Raw genomic sequence first — 18,229 nt, forward strand, 5'->3', positions numbered from 1 at the left:
TGGGGACTCGTATGGTGAAATTTTGAGGGTTTATGGTAGCTATTGTTGGCGCTTTAAGATTCTCTTTCTGGGGTGTTGATTTGGGGGCGATACCGTTTAGTACTGTGCATATTTCCTGATTTCCTGTAAGAATTTTAAGTCATCTTTACTTGTGTCATGTTCATCGGGATAAATCATAGGGAAACGATCCTGTGGGGCAAATTTTATTCCCTTAATCTTACCCTGAATTGTCTCCGAAGGAGACAGTTGTAAAGCATGGATGACGGTGGCTTGTCCATCATAACAATAGCCAAATTTTTCATTGGCTAAAGCAAGATAAGCATCATGAATTACCGGATCAAATTCCACTTTTTTGAGGAGCGTATTAATGCCCAGTAGCGAGTATTTTTGAAGACAACAGTATTTGTGGTTTACAAAGGGGAGCAGTTTGGTGATATAAGTATTATCCTCCTCTTTAAGCCCGTAATAAGCACACCATTTGATGGCTTTGGTAATGACGTAATCATCTTCATCTTTTAAGAGTTCAATGCACCGGTTTTTCAGTTGCTTATGTGGCAGAAAGTCGCATTTTTTGCTTCTTGTCAGGTAAGCCTGCCATGCAAGAGCCAGCTCTCTTACTTTAGCAACCTCGTGAAAGGTAAGTTGGTATAGCCTGTCTGATAGCTCGGACGTACATTTTTTCTCAAGGATCAGGTGGGTAAAGTGCATTATAGCTAAACTAGCTGCGGTAATCTTGTTGTTGATTTGTTCAAGATGATGAATAGTAATGTCCAGTAATTGACTTGCATCAGGAAGTAAGTCTTCATTTTTAATCAAGAACGCAAATACACACATATTACTCAATAAAGCATTTGTTCGTGTTTTGTTTAAAAAAGAAGGAAGTACTTCAGCCATAATAGCTTCTTCGCTAAGCCCCCCTTTTCGTAAGACACAATAGGCGATATAGCTAATTTCATACTCCGATTTTTGACCGATAAAATGCCGGGCTAACTCAATTGCCCAGCGATCAATAAAAGGAGCTAGTTTTAAAATGCCTTCTAAGGCTTGTGGGATGCCATTTCCCTTGGAGTTGGCCTTCAAATTCTCATTGCAGTAATCAATGATTAATTGATAGTGTTCTGGTTCTTGGTACACGGCCAAGGCGTTTAATGCTATGGTGTGATAAACTTTATGTTCAGGAGATTGAAAAATACTTAACAACCATTCTTTCGTTGAATTCCTCTCGTATTTTATGATCACCTCAAAGAGTTTTCGACGCAGATGGCTAGAATCACCTTTAGGAGAGTGGAGAGCGTATAACCGAGGGATTAGCTCCCAAAATAATTTAAAGTACCCGTCGGCATTTTCGGGCACTAAGGGTGTTAAATAATAAAATGCCGTGTGGTATTTGTTAATATCCTTCAAGAACAACATTCTTAGGCCTTGTATAGCCAGAAACTCTTCTTTACTAAGTGTTGATTGCTCATATTTATGGAGGAGTTGGCAATAACTTTTCATCCATGCTGACTGAGGCAGAGTGGTCGTATCTTCTTTGTTCTGTATCCCCAGCTCTTCCCGTAGCGCCGCTAGCTTTATTTTTATATCCGCCAAGCTTTCATGAGAAAAAAGAAGATCGGCTGGGTCGATGACTAATGGTTGGTTGAAAAAGGCGTAAGTTTCATTTTCCTTGATAGGATTTAACTCAACAGGAATGGCGTATTTTAGGTATTCACTGTAAAGATGAATTTCTTGTAAATGCTTTTTGTAATCAGCACCCAAGGTGAGTTTTTGGGCCGCTTCAGGCAAACGCTCAATCAGGCTGTTTACCGCAAGAACTTCTCCGATAAGACTAATCGTTACTTCGTAATCATAGTACTTGTCATCAATAGTTACACAGAGAGTATGGATAATTGTATGTCCTGTATTCTTCATGAAGTAGCCTTGCATTTGAAGAAGATAAAGGTACAAAGCCAAGGCAGAAAACAATAATGTAAATTGGACTTTCGGTAAGCCTGAAGGGATTGCTACCCGGAATATCGAAAGTCCAATTTAGTAATATTTAATCCTGCTTCGAAAACACCTTGCGCAGTAATTCGCTGGTGCGCAAGGCCGGGTTATCGCGAATTTCGAGCTCCTTAACTTCTACAAGTCCAAAGAGGCCTGTCAGGGCCTTTCCGGTAACGTGTTGGTCGAGTTCGGGATTCGTTTTTTGGACGAGTGGAATACGATTGTAAGCCGTGACGGCTGTACGCCAGTACTCGCGCGCGCCGACTTCATCGAGGCTTTGCTGAATTATTGGGAGGAACGCATCGGTCAAGGATTGGGTAGTCGTACGCTCCAAGTAGCGGGTAGCAGCATCTTTGTCGCCCATGAGTAAGCTCATAGCATCCTGGAAACTGAGTTGCTTGATAGCATCGACAAAGATAGGCTTGGCTTTGGCTACCGCCAGTTCTGCCGCACGATTCATTTTCTCTTCCAGTTTTTGCTCTACGTCGCCAAAGCCAGGTACATTTTTGAGGCGGCTTATCACATTTTGCGCTTCTTCCGGTACCATAATTTTGTAGGAGCTACCTAGGTAACCATTTTCGGCAGAGAGAAAGCTTACGGCTTCTCCAACACCAAGGTCTAGTGCTTCTTTGAGTCCTGCGCCCACCTCATCTTGCGAGAGTGCCGCATCGCCACTGATGACATCTTGCGCTTGCTGCTTGAGCTTGCCGAGCGCTCCTCTTACTTGTGCGAAAGCAGGTAGCGTCAGCGCGACTACGATCAGGAGCATCATTGTTCTTTTCCAGTTCATTGGTATATTTTTTGTGGTATGAGTTATACTAACTTCTAATAACTCTATAGAGCGGTGTTTGGTGGGGTGAGGTTGGTGTTTTAATGAATCTTTAACTAACGAAAACAGGAATAACCCCGGATTTTAGCCCTCCAATGAGGTCGCTATTCGAGGCGACTCCTGCTACACTTTCTAAGTTTGTATTTTGTTTTACTTACTCTCCCTGCCGAGCATCATCGCTATGCTGTAGATTAAAAACCAAGAATCAGGGCTACAATACCCCCCCGACGAGGCCAGCAATTACAATCTTAGATGTACTCATTCATGCTTTAAGATAGAGTGATAAAAACGCCTGAAGGCCATCCCACTAACGCTCCGTTCCATCGGGAGGTATACCCTCAAACGACAAAAGGCTCTCCGCGTTATGCGAAGAGCCTTTTTTGTAGACCTACTGACTTCCCGACGAACCTTTGCTAGTACTCCGTTCCATCGGGATAGACTTCTCGTCTTAGTAGGTCTACAAAAGAAAAAAGGACCACCGTATTAACGATGATCCTTTTGTAGACCTACTAAGACTCGAACTTAGAACGACAGAACCAAAATCTGCTGTGTTGCCAATTACACCATAGGTCTTTAAAACCAGCTCTAATTTCTTAAAGCGACGCAAATATAAGACGAATTATAGCTGTATGCAAGGCTTTGAGGAAAAAATATTTTTCTTGAGCCAAACTGTATTTTTAGAACAGCTGCAGACAGCTATTAGTTCCCGATTATAGGCTATATTGCTGCCTATCTATTTTTTTTGTGCTGCCTCTTATTTTAGCCCTTATTTATGAAACGACATCCTGCGCTTACCCCTCTTTCTCGAGAGCATCACCAGCTTTTAGTGTTGGCCCAGGTACTCAAACAGGATGTGCCGGCTTACAAAAATATGCCCGTTACGCCCATTGAGCAAAGAGCCTATGCACTTGAACGTTATGCAGAACTTATCGAACCTCATTTCGCTTGGGAAGAAAAGGTCCTCCTCCCGCTGGCAAAGCGGTATGGGGATAAGCTCCTGCGACTATCTGCCCGGGTGCTCACAGAACACGATGCTATCAGGAAAGCTTTCAAGCAACTATCGTTAACTCCAGAGGCAGACCTCGCGCAAGAACTCGACCTGTTGGGCCGTGCCCTGTCGGCCAATGTCCGCTTCGAAGAAAGAGTGCTCTTCCAAAAAATGCAAGAACTTCTACCTGAAATCGCTTGGGTCAGCTTGGAACAACCCGGCCGATGGAATTGACTAAAGGCGTAAAGTCGCGATGCATCGCGACTCCTCCAACCAATAGATACATTGCGACTCCCTATCGAAAGTGGGGAATCGGAAATCGGAAGTCGGAAGTATCAGGACTATCTAGTGGGGTGGTTCCCTCTGAGGTTTCGCGAATCTCACTACCTCCGACTTCCGCTTTCCCACTTCCGACTTTGATGCTACTCTTCCTTCTCGGCGTACTCTCCGCCTGCACGCCTGAACCCACACAAATTGAACCTGCTTTTTATCATTGGCAAACGGAATTGAATATCGACAGTACGGAGCAGGGGTACTTGAAAGCCCTGGATGCACGTCGTCTATACGTCAAGTTTTTCGATGTCGCTTGGAATGAGGCCAATAACGAAGCAACTCCCCAAGCGAGTTTGGAACGGGTAGGGGAGAGGGCCGACTATGAAATTGTGCCAACGGTTTTTATTACCAATCAGACGATGCTGGAGCTTCCGGCAACTCAAAGGGCAGCCCTGGCCGATCGTGTCCTACAGAAAATAAAGGAACTGTGGCCAGGTCTGGAACCTGTCGAAATTCAGCTGGATTGTGATTGGACAGAACGTTCGCGGGAAGCTTATTTTCAATTGCTGGAGCTGGTCCGCGAGCGTTTACCGCTTACCACCAAGCTATCGGTGACCCTGCGCTTGCACCAATATCGTTACCCCGAGCAAACGGGCATACCTCCCGCTGACCGCGCCATGCTCATGTTCTATAATATGGGCGACCTCACGGATTGGCAAGAGTCTAATTCTATCCTCAATCTGGAAAAGGCCAAGCCTTATTTACAAACGACAGCTGCTTATCCACTCCCCTTGGATTTTGCGTTACCTATTTTCAATTGGGGTGTTTTATTCCGAAAAGGAAAAATGATTAAGCTAATGCCTGGATTGACAGCGAAAGCCCTGCTAGATATTGATGCAATACCGCTAGAGCAGGAAGGTGGCCACCGTTTTGAGATTACCAAAAGTACGTATCTTGAAGGCTATTATCTGTACCGTGGCGACCAACTACGGTTAGAAACAATCCGTCCACAGCAGCTGGAGGCAGCAGCTCAACTTTTGCGAGACCATGCCACAGGGGAAAAAGCGTATCTCAGTTTTTACCACCTGGATAGCACCTTGATTTCCAGTTTCCCGGTGGCTGATTTACAAAAGTGTTTGAAGACATTAAGGAGCTTAACTAATGAATGAAAACGAATCACAATTCTACGGTAAGAATACATTGCTAGGACTATTACTGGCAGGTTTGGTGTGCTTTCCGCTAACGATCAGCAGTGACTGTGGTGCTGGCTATGTTCCGTTTTATGGGTACAGCTTTATTAATCCCGAGATCACAAAGTTTGACAGTGAACTAGCGCCTTTCTTTTTAAACTTTTCGGAAATCCACAAAGAATTTTTCAAGACGCAGCAGGAAATTTACCAGCTGGATAATGCCAAAGAATGGCAGGAACGATATTGTGAAAACGCCAACATTGCAGATATTCGCTACATCGTGTACAAGGCTTCCCGTTTCCAATTACAGGATTTGCTCATTGCTATGGAAAGCGAAACAGGAAGTGCTTCTCGACGTATAGGAGGGGCTTTAGCGAGCAACGGATGGGCTAGGTACATGGTGAAAAACAATTGCCGGGAAACCGTCGATTATCTGATGTTTGCCAAAACTTGTGAACCTCATGCAGTGGCACCTGCCGACAGTTGGCGAGAAATCAACCGCGATGTGGTAGCGATGAGTCGCTTGATTGATGAGGCTCACGATCGCTTTTTGCGTACAGAATCCGACTACATCAAGCTGCGTTATGCTTTTCAGGCGATTCGCCTGGCACACTACAGTAAGCAATATGATAAGGTCCTGGAGTTAGTAGATTATTACCTTCCTAAAATCGATTATGATCCTTCTATTGTGGAGTATTGGATATGGGGGCACAAGGCCGGAGCACTGCAAGCATTGGGGCAAAGGCCGGAGGCTGCTTACCTTTATTCCAGAATATTTGAAAAATGCCCAGGGAAACGAGAGAGTGCTTATCGGAGTTTCCGGATAGATACCAATGAAGAGTGGGAACAGAGTCTCTTGTTGTGTAAAAGTGACCACGAGCGCGCTAACCTTTATGTGCTTCGCGCGAATAGCAACAATGCTTTACTGGTTGAGGAAATGCAGAATATCTACGCTTACGATCCTCAGCATCATGCGCTGGAAATGCTACTGGTCAGAGAGTTGCAACAATTGGAGAAAGACCTACTTGCAGAGAGTATTAATCCCTATCGAGCAAACAATGTCCGCCAACATGGTATTCCCAGGGTTTACGCCGGCGAACGGGTTATTGAACTACAAAATCAGGTGCGCAGCTGGCTCAAAGAAGGTAAACTACGGCAACCAGCGCTTTGGAAACTGGCCCAGGGCTATCTGGAAGTGTTGGCAGGCAATTACTATTTTGCAGAACGTACACTGGAGGAGGCCGATGAGATGATTGAAGACAAACACCTAAAGGAGCAGCTGTCGGTCTTTCGACTGGTTTTGGAGATTTTATCGCTCGACGAAGTAGGAGACGAAGAAGAACGGTACTTGGCCAGCTTAGGGCGGCAGTATAAATTTTATAAAAACTATCCGGATTTCCCCCGCCTGATCAATGATAAATTGCGTCTACTTTACCGCGAACAAGGTGACGACGCAAAGGCCTACTTGATGGAGTATAGCTTGGCTCAATTAAAAGCAAATCCTGACCTGGATATAGTCGATAGATTGATTGCCTTGTGTCGTAAAGAAGAGCGCACTCGATTCGAGAAGGAATTAGTGGAATTGCAAGATGGTACCACTATCGAAAATGAATTACTGAACATTAAATCGGCTCACCTGCTTGGACAGGGCTTTTTGGAATCTGCCCTTAAAGCAATGCAGGAAGTCACCCTCGCGGAGCAGGATAACTTTGGACAGTTTAATCCATTTGTGCGCAGGTTCAAGGATTGTGTCAATTGCCTTCTCCCTGATACTGTGACGACCTATAACCGGGTAGAGCTGATTGAATTGATGCTAGAAATGGAGTTCGATGCTCGCGCAGCCGAGTCTGCAGATCAAGCCGCCTCTATCTATTTTGATTTGGGCGAGGCGTTCTATAACATGTCTTACTTTGGTCAGGCCTGGAAAGCGACCGATCTATTTCGCAGTAGCTCTAGTGCTGACCGTGCTTATCGCAACAAAGGGCAAGAAAACTTCTCTCATATTGGCTTACCACTGGGGAATTATGAGAATTTTAATACCGATCGCGCCCTTCGCTATTTTGACCTAGCCCGTCGTACGGCCAAGAGTAAAGAGATACAAGTTGCCGCCGCTTATATGGCTGCCAAATGCGAACGCAATGACTTTTACACCCAGCATGAAAGAAGAACCTACGACTACTTCAGCATCATCGAAACGGATTACAAAGACACCCAGTTTTACCAGCGTATCATCAGCGAATGCCGCGATTTTCAGGCGTATCTATTGAAGTAAAAGGAATTCGGTGTAAAAGTTGGGTAAGTGTAAAGGTAGGCTGTTCAATCTGGCGTGATATACGCGTTACGGTTTTTAGCTTGAATTCACGACCCACCCCAACCCCTCCCTAGCCAGGCGAGGGGCTTCCGCATAGAACGTAAACCATTCCATAATCAAGACTTTACATACTTCAAGTTCTCCCTCCATCACTAGGGAGGGAGTTAGAGGGTGGGGCGTGAGCATAGGCCTAAAAGCGTCTCACTCCTTTAACATCAGATTGTACAACCTAAGTGTAAAGGTTTGTGATACACGAGGAGACCGGGGACTCTTAAGGAGGGTTTTTCTTTTGGGTATTCTTCACAAATAGAGGCTAGATGTGCTCCGTAGGCCTAGTCGTGATAGATGCGTAAGAATTGTATTGGCGCGCAAGGCGTAGCCTGGAGCTCGCCGCAGGGACGAGGAGGACAAGGGATAGTAACTGCTCCGCAGGGCAGGGTTTTATACCCTGCATGAAGGAGCAGTGGATAGCCCGGTGCCGATCCCGTCCCGACTAGAAAAGTCGGGATGGGAGACGGCATGGCCCCACCTAACCATCAACAATCAACCACCTCTAATCTTTGATCAACCACCGAATTAACAAAGGCAGCAACAACAAGTCAGATGCGACCGCGCTAAGCAGCGTCAAGCTAATGAGTAGGCCAATGGTAACACTCGGCGGGTGCGAACTGAAAAGCATGACCATAAAGCCAAAGAAGAGAATGATACTGGTAAGAACGATGGCTTTTCCTGTTTCCTGAAACGTGAGGTGGATGGCCTCTTCGACGGGTAACCCTCTCATACGAGCGAGCTTAAACTTGCTCAAAAAGTGAATAGAATCATCGACGGCAATCCCAAAGATGACAGCGAAGACGATACTTACTCCAGCTTCTAGCTCAATGCCCAGGTAGCCGAGTAAGGCCCCCGCCAGTAAAAGCGGAATGAGATTGGGCGCAATAGAGATGAAGAGCATTCGGCCATTGCGGAAGAGCAGGGCCATCAGGAGGCTGACAATCAGAATGGCCATGCACAGGCCCGTTAACAGACTGTGGCGGATGTATTCCGCATTTTTATCAATGATAAGACCCGTTCCAGTACGCTTGACCTTGATGATATCCTGGTCGATGTTGTTTAGAATCCATTGATCGGTACGTTGACCGAAGGCTTTAATAGTGTCAGCACCAATGTCAAAGATACGGCTGGTGATACGGGCCTTGTCTTGCGTTTCATTCACCAATACGTTGAGTTGCAGGTTGGGCACCTGGTCTGCCATTCGTCGGTAGCGTCGATACTCTCCCTCTGTTTCAGGGAGGTGGTAGGCATCGGCACGATTGTTCGCGTGCATCTGATTCAGGCTCTTGTATATTGCCGTCACCGAGCCAATGGCCTGGATGTAAGGGAACTTATGGAGATAAGTCTCCAACTTGTCTATCTCTTGTAATACCGGGTAGTCAGTGGCTTTATGATCTCCTTGCGTAAAAATGGCAAACTCAAGTGGGCGGAAGCCAGAAAGTTCTTTTTCGAAGAAATTAAAGTCGGCAGTAATTGGTGCGCCGGAAGGCATATTGTTGATAATATTGTAGTTGGTGGTGATACGGCTAATACCCCAAGCACATAGCACAGCAATAATGAAAGTCCCTACGGTGATGGCGCGCGAACGATTCAAGGTAAACTGGTAGGTTTTTTCCATCAGCTTTTCCCAAAAGGCCTGGCCTTTGCCGAGCTTGATGATCTGCTCTGTTCGGAAAAAAGAAAGAGCGGCAGTCGTGAAACAAAGTACGGTCACATAAGCGATGATAACGCCAATAGCGGCATTGATACCGAAATCACGAATAGGGATGATCTTCGAGGTCAGCAAGGTAGCAAAACCAATAGCTGTAGTTAAAGAAGTCAACAAGGTCGCCATTCCAATTTCCCGGATACTCGTCCGGATAGCATCCTCTCGGCTGGCGCCAGCTTTGAGCTCATCAATGTATTTCGACATGATGTGAATGACATCCGATGTGCCCACGATAATCATCAAGACCGGGTAGAGTGCCGAGATGGCATTCAATTCTCGCCCTGCAGCACCAAGAAAGCCCAGAAAGAGCAAAAGCCCTAGCCCAATAGACACTACCGAGACGATAATCCCCCAAGGGCGGCGGAAGAGCAAAAACATGATCAAGCTTACCAGTATGCCCGAAACGATAGCCGAAAATGTAATTTCTCGTTTCTGCATATCCACCAACTCCCGTTGAAAGTAGGGCCGCCCCATGTAGTGAACCTCTGGAAAATTATACGTTGCCACCAGTGCTGCAAGGGCATCCATGTGCTGTTCACTGTCTGCCAGACTCATGCTACTGGTGGTCTTGAGGTAAACCATCAGGGTTGTTGCGTCGTCGTTGATGAAGTTGTGTACAAAGCGTTCATCGCCGAGTACTCGCTCACGGTCAGCAGCGTAACGAGCAGGGTCATTGCGGTGAATGACCGGGATATTGGTGATAAGGAAAGGTGTCTTAAGCGGATAGTTAAATTTGGTTAGCGACTGGCTTTCTTCCACAAAGGGGATTTCGCGCGCTTCGAGGGTAAAGTCGTGCACCTCGTTCAGGAAAGTACTGTCAAAGACGCCCTCTTCACGCACCAGCGCTACGAGCATGAAGTTGTCGTCAGCTTCAAAGTTTTCGATAAAGTCTCGAAAGAACTCCAGGTCTTCATCTCCTTCCGGGAAAAACTGCTCGAAATCGAAGCTGAATTTCAGTTGTGTGGAGTAATAAGCACTGGCACCGGCCAGAATTGCAAACAAAATGAGAATAGGAACCCGGAAGCGAATCATACGTACTTTTTAATTATTTACCGAACGGTGCAAACGTACAATGGTTTAATGGAAAACACCTAATTTTTCGAAGCGATGTAATATATCCAAAATCACTTTGTAGCGGATCGGTTTCATAAAACTGACTTGGGTTTTCCTCCGTGAAGGTTTTTGTGTAAATTTCGCTCATGAATTGGACCAATGAACTTCCTACCCCACTATTACCTTTTATAGACCGTTTCCTCACGACGGAGCGTGCTTGTATTCGGTTGCAAATAAAGGATACCGCGCCTTCTCATCGCTGGCAGTCCGCAATCGGCAGTCTACAGTATTGGCCAGTAGCCGAAACATGGCCCGTTGATGAAAATGGCCGACCTTTGTTTGGTCTGGTACAGTTGAATTTGGCCGAGTTGCCTTCTTTGGAGCCATTCCCCAGCCATGGCATCCTTCAGTTTTTTGTAAACGATGATGCTTTCTGGGGAGCCAACCCCATGGACCCACATCGGCAGGATAATTTCCGAGTCATCTATCATGATGACCCTGATCCGGCTTCGACGACCTTGGTGGAGGACTTTTCCTTCCTTCCTCTTTTTGAAGACCTGCCCTTGCAGCGGAACCTCTGCTTTGCCATCACGGGCCAAGCCGATACGATGCTCTTACCACCGGACGATTACCGCTTCGATGAAGAATTAGGCGACGTTTTTCACGATTTAGGTGACGAAAAATGGGAGGTGCTACGCGCTTACCGCAAGGCCATTGGCACCGTCGGACACCGCCTCGGTGGCTATGCCGCCTTCGCTCAGGAAGACCCCCGAAGCGAAAACGATGAAGACACCCTCGAACTCCTCCTTCAGCTAGACACCGATCCTGCTATCGGCCTGCTATGGGGCGATTATGGTGTAGCTCACTGGCTGTACAAGTCCATTTCAGAAGCACCCTCTACCGTCGATTTTAATCAAATATGGTACGGTTGGGAAAGTAACTAGGAACCCAGCCCCACTCTATGTATCTATTGATGAAAAGTACCGCCTATGTGCCTATGTGATACCCCCATGCACACTTCACAAGATAGACACAGAGCATTACACTTCTCCTAGAGGAACCTAAGCCCCACTATGTGTCTATGTGATAAAAAGTACCCGCCTATGTACCTATGTGATAAAAAACACTACCCATGTGATAAGAAAAGGACATAAAAAAAACACCCGAACCACTACAAGTGATCCGGGTGTTACTATTTTAGAAACACGCTTAAGCGTATCGCTGTTTACTCATCATCTCCACCGTCGTCAGACAACTGCTCTTTGAGCTGGCTGAACACGTCCAAGTCACCAAGCGTATCACGCTCAACACTTGATTGTGTTTTCTTAACGGCTTTGCGAGTTTCCTGACGCTCATCGTCACGCTCTTTACGAACTTGCTCATCCGCCTCACGGCGAATATCGTCAAGGTAACGCAAGTGGCTCACCATGATGCGCTTGTCATCACGGTTAAACTCGATTACTTTTACAGTCAATACCTCATCAGCTTCAGCGTAAGTGCCGTCATCCTTGCGGATGTGCTTGAGGGGAGCGTATGCTTCCAGACCGTAAGGTAACTGTACGATTGCACCGCGGTCATCCTTACGTAGGATAGTAGCTTCATGGTAAGATCCTTGTGGGAATACCGTTTCGAAAGTATCCCATGGGTTTTCTTCCAGTTGCTTGTGACCCAGTGACAATTTGCGATTGTTCTTGTCAATTTCAAGAATCATCACATCGATTTGTGCACCAACTTTCGTAAACTCACTTGGGTGGCCGTAGCGCTTAGTCCAAGAAAGGTCAGAAATGTGGATCATACCACCGATACCATTCTCCAGTTCCACGAATACACCGTAAGGAGTAAGGTTCTTCACCTCACCGCTGTGGCGGCTGTTTTCAGGGAATCTTTCTTCAATGTTATCCCATGGATCATCCTGTAGTTGCTTAACCGAAAGCGACATCTTACGATCTTCGCGGTCGATAGTAACCACTTTGGCTTGGTATTCTTGTCCGAGCTTGAAGTGTTCGCGGGCGTTGATTGGCTGATTGCTCCAGCTTACTTCTGAAACGTGGATCAAACCTTCTACACCAGGCTGAATTTCCAAGAATGCACCGTAGTCTTCGATATTAACGATCTTACCAGTAACGGTAGAGCCTTCGTTGATGTCTTCTGCCAATACTTCCCATGGGTGGGGTTGTAGCTGCTTAAGACCCAAAGAAATACGCTTCTTGTTCTCGTCAAAGTCAAGTACAACAACGTTGATCTTCTGGTTCAATTCGAGTTTCTCACTTGGGTGAGAAATACGTCCCCAGCTGATGTCCGTAATGTACAACAGACCATCTACACCACCAAGGTCAAGGAATGCACCGAAGTCGGTAAGGTTTTTAACCAAACCTTCCAGTACCTGACCACGCTCAAGGCTGGCAATGATAGCTTCACGCTGCTCGGCCAAGTCGCTTTCGATAAGGGCTTTGTGAGATACAACTGCGTTTTTGATCGCTTCGTTGATCTTCACTACCTTGAACTCCATAGTCTTACCTACGTAGCTATCATAATCGATGATTGGCTTGATATCAATTTGTGAACCAGGCAAGAAGGTTTCCAAACCACCACAATCGGCGATCAGACCACCTTTGGTCTTGCTGATAACTGTACCCTTGATAACGGTACCGTTCTCGTAGCTGTCTTTGATAGACTCCCAAGCCAGCAACAATTTCGCTTTACGGCGAGAAAGTACCAACTGTCCACGAGCATCTTCCTGCTGCTCAACGTAAACACGTACGTGATCACCTACCTTAAGGTCTGGTGTGTCACGGAATTCCGATAATGGAATCAGACCGTCTGACTTGAAGTTGATGTCCAATACAACATCACCATCGTTGATAGCCGTTACTAAACCAGAAACGATTTCCATTTCTTGAATAGCAGACATCGACTCGTCAAACTGCGCCAGCATGGTTTCACGCTCGGCTTCTGTGTAGCTGTTATCGGCACGCTTGTCAATAGACCAATCAAAGTCGTCGTGAGCTTCACCAGTAGCACCAGTTGGTACCTCTACTTCAATCTCTACGTCTTCGTCTTCGTCTTCGTCAGAAGCATCCGCCGTCGCTTCAGCTACTACTTCTTTCGTAGCCTCTACAGCAGCTTCTACCTTTTCTTCTACCGCCTCAGTCACCGCTTCAACGGTTTCTTCCACAGTTTCCGCAGCAGCTTCAGCTACTTCTTCTACCTTTTCAACAACGGCTTCTGCCGCGTCATTTACAGTTTCAGCTACCTCCTCTGCCGGAGTGGCTTCTTCCTGCTGATTGTCCTGTTCTTCCAGGTTCTTGTCATCTAGCATCTAATAGAATGCTTTAAGTTAGGAATGGGGCAAATAAGTTCTTCAAAATGAAAAGCTTATAAGTTTTTTCACCATTAACCCTTGTGAATAAATTAAATTGCGGCGCAAAGGTAGCCTTTTGTCTACTAATAACCAAGCATTTATCTGGCTATTGTTCCTGGGTTTTCTTGCCTTGTCTTATCTCCCAAAATATCCCGAAATTTGTCCCCATTCTAGCCCCCAAACCATCAACAATCAACCATCAACGGACAACCATCAAAAAATGACCTTAAAAACCGCCCAACAAACTGTCGACGAGTGGATCAACACCATCGGCATCCGTTATTACAGTGAACTCACCAATACCGCCATCCTCACCGAAGAGGTAGGCGAGGTGGCCCGGCTCATGTCGCGACTCTACGGCGAGCAATCCTTCAAACGCCCCGAAGACGCCAAGCGTGCCCCGGCTCAGCTGGCCGACGAAATGGCGGATGTGCTCTTTGTCCTCATCTGCTTGGCCAACCAAACCGGCATCGACCTCACCGAAGCCCTCCGGCACAACCTGGAAAAGAAAACCAGCCGCGACAAGGATCGTCACGCTAATAATGAGAAGTTGAAGTAAAAGGTGTGGCTTGCTTTTATGAATTGCCCAAAGGCGATTTTTGTATCAGGCAAGCAACACAGTATTAAGTACTTAGTACTGGGTAGACGGATTTAGATTTAATCAAGTCGTGTGTTGAATTAGTTTTTTGGGCGCTCCCCTTTGGGGGCGGGTCGTCCGCCACGCGCTATTCGCTTGGCCCTGCTGGCTCACCGGTGCCCGGTGCTGGCTCCCACCCCTAGCGCAGAGTCACCTTTGGTTTCGGACTCACAGCTCGCTCCGCTTGGGAGGGCGTTGAGCTTCTTGCCGCAGGATTTGGCAACCTTCCTCTAATTACCTATTTTACAAGCCTATCTTTCTGAAAACCCTACGCTTTTGAAAAATATTAAACGCGCTACCTTAGTTATTCTCTCTTTCTTTTTTGCCCTCACTATCCACGCCCAAACGGAGTGGGAATGGGATTTTATGCCTAAGTTATATAGAGGGCAGGCAGTCTTAGAAACGGAAACCACACTCTGGGTCAATGCATATAACGCCATTTTGGAAATTGATTTGCAAACGGAGGAAGTAAAAATTCACCACTACGGGACGATGAAAAAAGAGCTTGGTAAGTCTATTTTCGATCGTCCATCCAGTTTTATTGGATTATGGATAGATAATAATGACCGAGTAGGTGCTTTTGTGGCAGATGGTCGTGGGTTTGTGCGGCAAGATGGTGACGGATGGGAGTACATTCCGTTTAGTTTTGGCCCTTTTTATTACCCGCGAAACATTGTAGGGAAAGAAAACAATGGTCGTTTATTAGTTGACCGCGGGGGGAACGAAATTTACCGTTGGAATCCTAATCATCCAAGCATTAGGTTTCAATTGGTAGAAGATGTATTGATAGAAAGTAGTCAATATTTATTGGATAATGATGACCGGCTTTGGGCATTTTCAAATTACGATGATACCCTTTTCTTACAACGAACGCTACGGCTGGATACATTCATTATCCCGGGCGACCACCAGGCGCCAGTAAGGAATCTCGTTACTCAAGACGGCGAAATATGGGCTTGTCGACCAGAAGGGATATTTTATAAAGGGTGGCAAACATATTGGTTGAGCTTGCCTTTAGAGTTGACAACGGAAGATGTACTGCAAGCAACATTCCTGTCTTCCTCCCCAAATAAAGCCTATTTTTTTACGGATCAACAGATATACAAACTTCAAATTGTGGACAACGCTGCGATAGAGATCGAAGCACTTAATTGGCTAGGAGCGGAGTGCTGCAAATCTGCGCTGGGTATCTCTCGCAGCGGAATGCTCTACTACATCAATAACAAAGTACCACGGTTATCTCGTCTCTCTGATGATAGAGAATTGAAGTCAATAGTAACATCACCTTTTATAAAAGGAGCATTTAGGTCATTGTCCTATGATCCTCAGGGAAGAATATGGGGTGCCGGAGTTAGGACTATGTTTTTTAGTGGAGGGCGATGGGAACCTGTTGAGCAACTTTTTCCTGACTATCCTTTTCCCTGGGTGTGGGATCTTAAGTTTCGTAAACCTTTTATACCTGTTGTTCTAGTTGGCGGACCGGATGGTTACAATTTTCAGCAGTATATCAACAATCATTGGCAACGACTTCCTAGTGATATCTTAGTACCACCGCTAAATTCCAGAATCAAAATACATGTTGATGCTTTTAATCGGATATGGCATCTTTCACCCAGTAGCTTCAGTAGGTGGGAGCACGAGCGTTGGTGGCACGACTTTCTGAGTGATTATTTTCCCCGATCTTCCACTAGGGTTAATAATTTAGAGGTTGATCATCAAGGGCGAATATTTATTACTGGTGATGCTCAATTGGTTGTGCGGGACGGCGGGTATTACGAAAGTTACAGTTTGGAAGAATTAGAGTTGACCAGCGAAAGTAATGGTAATAATAATCTATCATCTGACTTGGATTCTGAGGGGAATTTATTTTTGAGTAATCGCTTTGAGATGATCAAATGGACGAATGGAAGTATTCTGCACTTACCTTCTTTCGATATACATGGATCAGAAGAATCGCCTGATAACGGAATTCAAAAAGTTTTCGCTTATGCCGACAATGATATTTGGGTGACTTTCAATAATGATTTGACTACTCGTTTAGCTCATTTTGATGGCGAATCGTGGTCTACCTTTCCTGATTACGAGGAAAACGACTTGTATGGTGATTATTTCGCATTAGTACGGGACAAAAAGGGCAGTATATGGGTAAATGCAAGTGAAGGAATCTACATCATTCATTCTTCTAAGCGGATGCTACCTGAGTCTTATGATATCTTAGCCGTCAAGCAGCAACTGACCGTTTCCCCAAACCCTGGTTGCTGCGCCTTTCAAGTTTTCTGGAACCAAGAAGAAGCCGACTTTGCTACCATTGAGTTATTCAACATGAATGGAGTACGCATGAAACTTATCGACAATGCTTACTTTTTGCCAGGCCAACAATCACGGTTTTTCACCAAAGATGATTTACACCCTGGTACTTACATCGTACGGCTAGTAAGTGGTCAAAAGGTTATTTCTGGCAAAGTCGTTATTTATTAGTGTGGTGTTTCTGTTGGCTTTGGTTTAAGCCCCAAATCAATGCGCAGGCCGCTAGGCCGGAGCGCGGGGTTCCGGTCTTTCATCGTAAACCAAGGACGAAGATTATAAATGCATAAATGTATTTATACAAATGGATCTCCCAACAACCATCAAACTCCCTAATGCCCATGATGCTCATGGCTGCCCCCAGTACGTACGAGGTCAATCTTGGCTTGCGTTACCGCCTTTACCTCCGGGTTGCCTTCCTCTATTTGATAGATGGTATTGGTGGAGATGGTGCCATAATCGGCATAGCCAGACTTGCCATCGGGCCAGTCGATGCTGAGGGAGATGTTGCTCACATTGGCACCCAGCCCGATCTCTGCTTGTAGGCTGTTGGCCCCGAAGCTACCACCTGAATTGACGGTGTGATAGATGTCTTTAGTACTGCCATTGCTATAGCTGGCCATGATTTTTATCCGTGCTCCGATGGCCGACCGGTTGGAGGTAGTACCCTTCAGGCGCAGCGTAACCCAGCCATTGTCATTGCCGGGGTTCTCAAAGAAGGCATTCTGGAAAAAATCGCCGGAAACGGAGCCTCCCATGACGGCGTAAACATCCTGGTCACCATCGTTATCAACATCGGCAAAGCTGATGCCGTGCCCTTTTTGGATATGGCCAAAGCCACCGTCGTAGGTTACGTCCACGAACTGTTGGCCACCCTGGTTTTTGAACATCCTGTTGGGTACAATAGCCCTGAAGTCAGGTGCACCACTGCCCAGGTAGAAATCGAGGAAGCCATCATTGTCCAGGTCACCAAAATTGCAACCCATTGCAGGGAGTACATGGTTGAGGCCTACGGCCTGGCTGACGTTAGTGAAGGTGCCATCACCGTTGTTTTTATACAAGCAGGAGGGAGCTGACCTGACGGGCAAGTTGAGGTAATCAGCGGCTACTTCGATGGTTTGCTGCTTGAGGAGAAACTGATCGAAACTGGTCACAAATATATCTTCAAATCCATCATTGTTGTAGTCAAAAAACCAGGTTGGAAAACTACTGTGTGGCTCTTCTATGCCAGCGGTTTGACTGACGTTGCGGAAAGCGATATCACCATTAGGCGCTAGGCCAGTGTGAAGGAAGAGCTTGTTAGCGCCATTCAGATCCGAGAAATAGAGATCGGGCCAACCATCATTGTTTATATCCCCTACGGTGATGCCTTTGAAAAAGCCAAGAAGGTTGAGTCCTATTTTTGGGGCAACATCGGTAAAGGTTCCATCCTTTTGGTTGATATACACCTGGCAGGGGTGAGGTTCGGCAGCAGAGCTTGTTTCATAAGTGACGACCAAATCCAACCAACCATCGGCATTTAAGTCGGTCCAGGATNN

At 46.1% G+C, this 18,229-nt stretch carries 11 protein-coding genes and 1 tRNA gene; 6 read left to right on the forward strand and 6 right to left on the reverse strand.

The annotated features are described in order from the left end of the window. Nucleotides 1-96: 96 nt before the first annotated feature. The 3 genes from ACRBG0_RS07585 to ACRBG0_RS07595 all read right to left on the reverse strand — a co-directional run bounded on the left by ACRBG0_RS07585 (nt 97) and on the right by ACRBG0_RS07595 (nt 3,388). On the reverse strand, nt 97-1,911 hold the full coding sequence (locus ACRBG0_RS07585; protein ID WP_431486304.1) for a hypothetical protein: 1,815 nt from the start codon (nt 1,909-1,911) through the stop codon (nt 97-99). A 127-nt stretch (nt 1,912-2,038) separates the two neighbouring features. After that, nucleotides 2,039-2,776 (reverse strand): DUF4197 domain-containing protein, encoded by a 738-nt coding sequence (locus tag ACRBG0_RS07590; RefSeq protein WP_431486305.1) that lies wholly within the window; start codon nt 2,774-2,776, stop codon nt 2,039-2,041. Between the two features lie 540 nt (nt 2,777-3,316). Further along, nucleotides 3,317-3,388: transfer RNA gene (locus tag ACRBG0_RS07595), tRNA-Gln, on the reverse strand. 199 nt (nt 3,389-3,587) lie between these two features. On the opposite strand from ACRBG0_RS07595, the gene ACRBG0_RS07600 reads away from it, so the two are divergent. The 3 genes from ACRBG0_RS07600 to ACRBG0_RS07610 are packed head-to-tail and all read left to right on the forward strand — an operon-like array spanning nt 3,588 to nt 7,538. After that, entirely contained in the window at nt 3,588-4,037 is a 450-nt protein-coding gene (locus tag ACRBG0_RS07600; RefSeq protein ID WP_431486306.1) for a hemerythrin domain-containing protein, read from the forward strand. After that, nucleotides 4,028-5,245: a hypothetical protein gene (locus tag ACRBG0_RS07605; protein WP_431486307.1), complete on the forward strand. Its 1,218-nt coding sequence runs from the start codon at nt 4,028-4,030 to the stop codon at nt 5,243-5,245. The genes ACRBG0_RS07600 and ACRBG0_RS07605 overlap by 10 nt, the downstream gene beginning before the upstream one ends. Next, a complete protein-coding gene (locus tag ACRBG0_RS07610) occupies nt 5,238-7,538 on the forward strand; it encodes a hypothetical protein (protein ID WP_431486308.1) in 2,301 nt (766 codons plus the stop codon). The genes ACRBG0_RS07605 and ACRBG0_RS07610 overlap by 8 nt, the downstream gene beginning before the upstream one ends. Before the next feature lie 592 nt (nt 7,539-8,130). Here ACRBG0_RS07610 and ACRBG0_RS07615 read toward each other — a convergent pair. Continuing rightward, a complete protein-coding gene (locus ACRBG0_RS07615; protein ID WP_431486309.1) occupies nt 8,131-10,368 on the reverse strand; it encodes an efflux RND transporter permease subunit in 2,238 nt (745 codons plus the stop codon). 167 nt (nt 10,369-10,535) lie between these two features. Between ACRBG0_RS07615 and ACRBG0_RS07620 the strand changes: the two genes are divergently transcribed. After that, complete coding sequence (locus tag ACRBG0_RS07620) at nt 10,536-11,333, forward strand: YwqG family protein (RefSeq protein ID WP_431486310.1); 798 nt, start codon at nt 10,536-10,538, stop codon at nt 11,331-11,333. Between the two features lie 281 nt (nt 11,334-11,614). On the opposite strand, the gene rpsA is transcribed toward ACRBG0_RS07620, so the two are convergent. Further along, entirely contained in the window at nt 11,615-13,708 is a 2,094-nt protein-coding gene (gene rpsA / locus ACRBG0_RS07625; RefSeq protein ID WP_431486311.1) for a 30S ribosomal protein S1, read from the reverse strand. Between the two features lie 262 nt (nt 13,709-13,970). On the opposite strand from rpsA, the gene ACRBG0_RS07630 reads away from it, so the two are divergent. Beyond that, a complete protein-coding gene (locus ACRBG0_RS07630) occupies nt 13,971-14,309 on the forward strand; it encodes a nucleotide pyrophosphohydrolase (protein ID WP_431486366.1) in 339 nt (112 codons plus the stop codon). A gap of 354 nt (nt 14,310-14,663) precedes the next feature. Next, nucleotides 14,664-16,865, forward strand: coding sequence for a T9SS type A sorting domain-containing protein (locus tag ACRBG0_RS07635; RefSeq protein WP_431486312.1), 2,202 nt, complete (start codon nt 14,664-14,666; stop codon nt 16,863-16,865). Between the two features lie 158 nt (nt 16,866-17,023). Here ACRBG0_RS07635 and ACRBG0_RS07640 read toward each other — a convergent pair. Continuing rightward, on the reverse strand, nt 17,024-18,227 hold a 1,204-nt coding region (locus ACRBG0_RS07640; RefSeq protein ID WP_431486313.1), incomplete at its 5' end, for a CRTAC1 family protein. Nucleotides 18,228-18,229: the final 2 nt, after the last annotated feature.

It is taken from the genome of Lewinella sp. (genome assembly GCF_050633125.1).
Lineage (GTDB): Bacteria > Bacteroidota > Bacteroidia > Chitinophagales > Saprospiraceae > Lewinella.

Coding starts and splice junctions, on each gene's coding strand:
- ACRBG0_RS07585 (WP_431486304.1), bottom strand. CDS start 1,911: ATGAAGAATACAGGACATACAATTATCCATACTCTCTGTGTAACTATT.
- ACRBG0_RS07590 (WP_431486305.1), bottom strand. CDS start 2,776: ATGAACTGGAAAAGAACAATGATGCTCCTGATCGTAGTCGCGCTGACG.
- ACRBG0_RS07600 (WP_431486306.1), top strand. CDS start 3,588: ATGAAACGACATCCTGCGCTTACCCCTCTTTCTCGAGAGCATCACCAG.
- ACRBG0_RS07605 (WP_431486307.1), top strand. CDS start 4,028: ATGGAATTGACTAAAGGCGTAAAGTCGCGATGCATCGCGACTCCTCCA.
- ACRBG0_RS07610 (WP_431486308.1), top strand. CDS start 5,238: ATGAATGAAAACGAATCACAATTCTACGGTAAGAATACATTGCTAGGA.
- ACRBG0_RS07615 (WP_431486309.1), bottom strand. CDS start 10,368: ATGATTCGCTTCCGGGTTCCTATTCTCATTTTGTTTGCAATTCTGGCC.
- ACRBG0_RS07620 (WP_431486310.1), top strand. CDS start 10,536: ATGAATTGGACCAATGAACTTCCTACCCCACTATTACCTTTTATAGAC.
- rpsA (WP_431486311.1), bottom strand. CDS start 13,708: ATGCTAGATGACAAGAACCTGGAAGAACAGGACAATCAGCAGGAAGAA.
- ACRBG0_RS07630 (WP_431486366.1), top strand. CDS start 13,971: ATGACCTTAAAAACCGCCCAACAAACTGTCGACGAGTGGATCAACACC.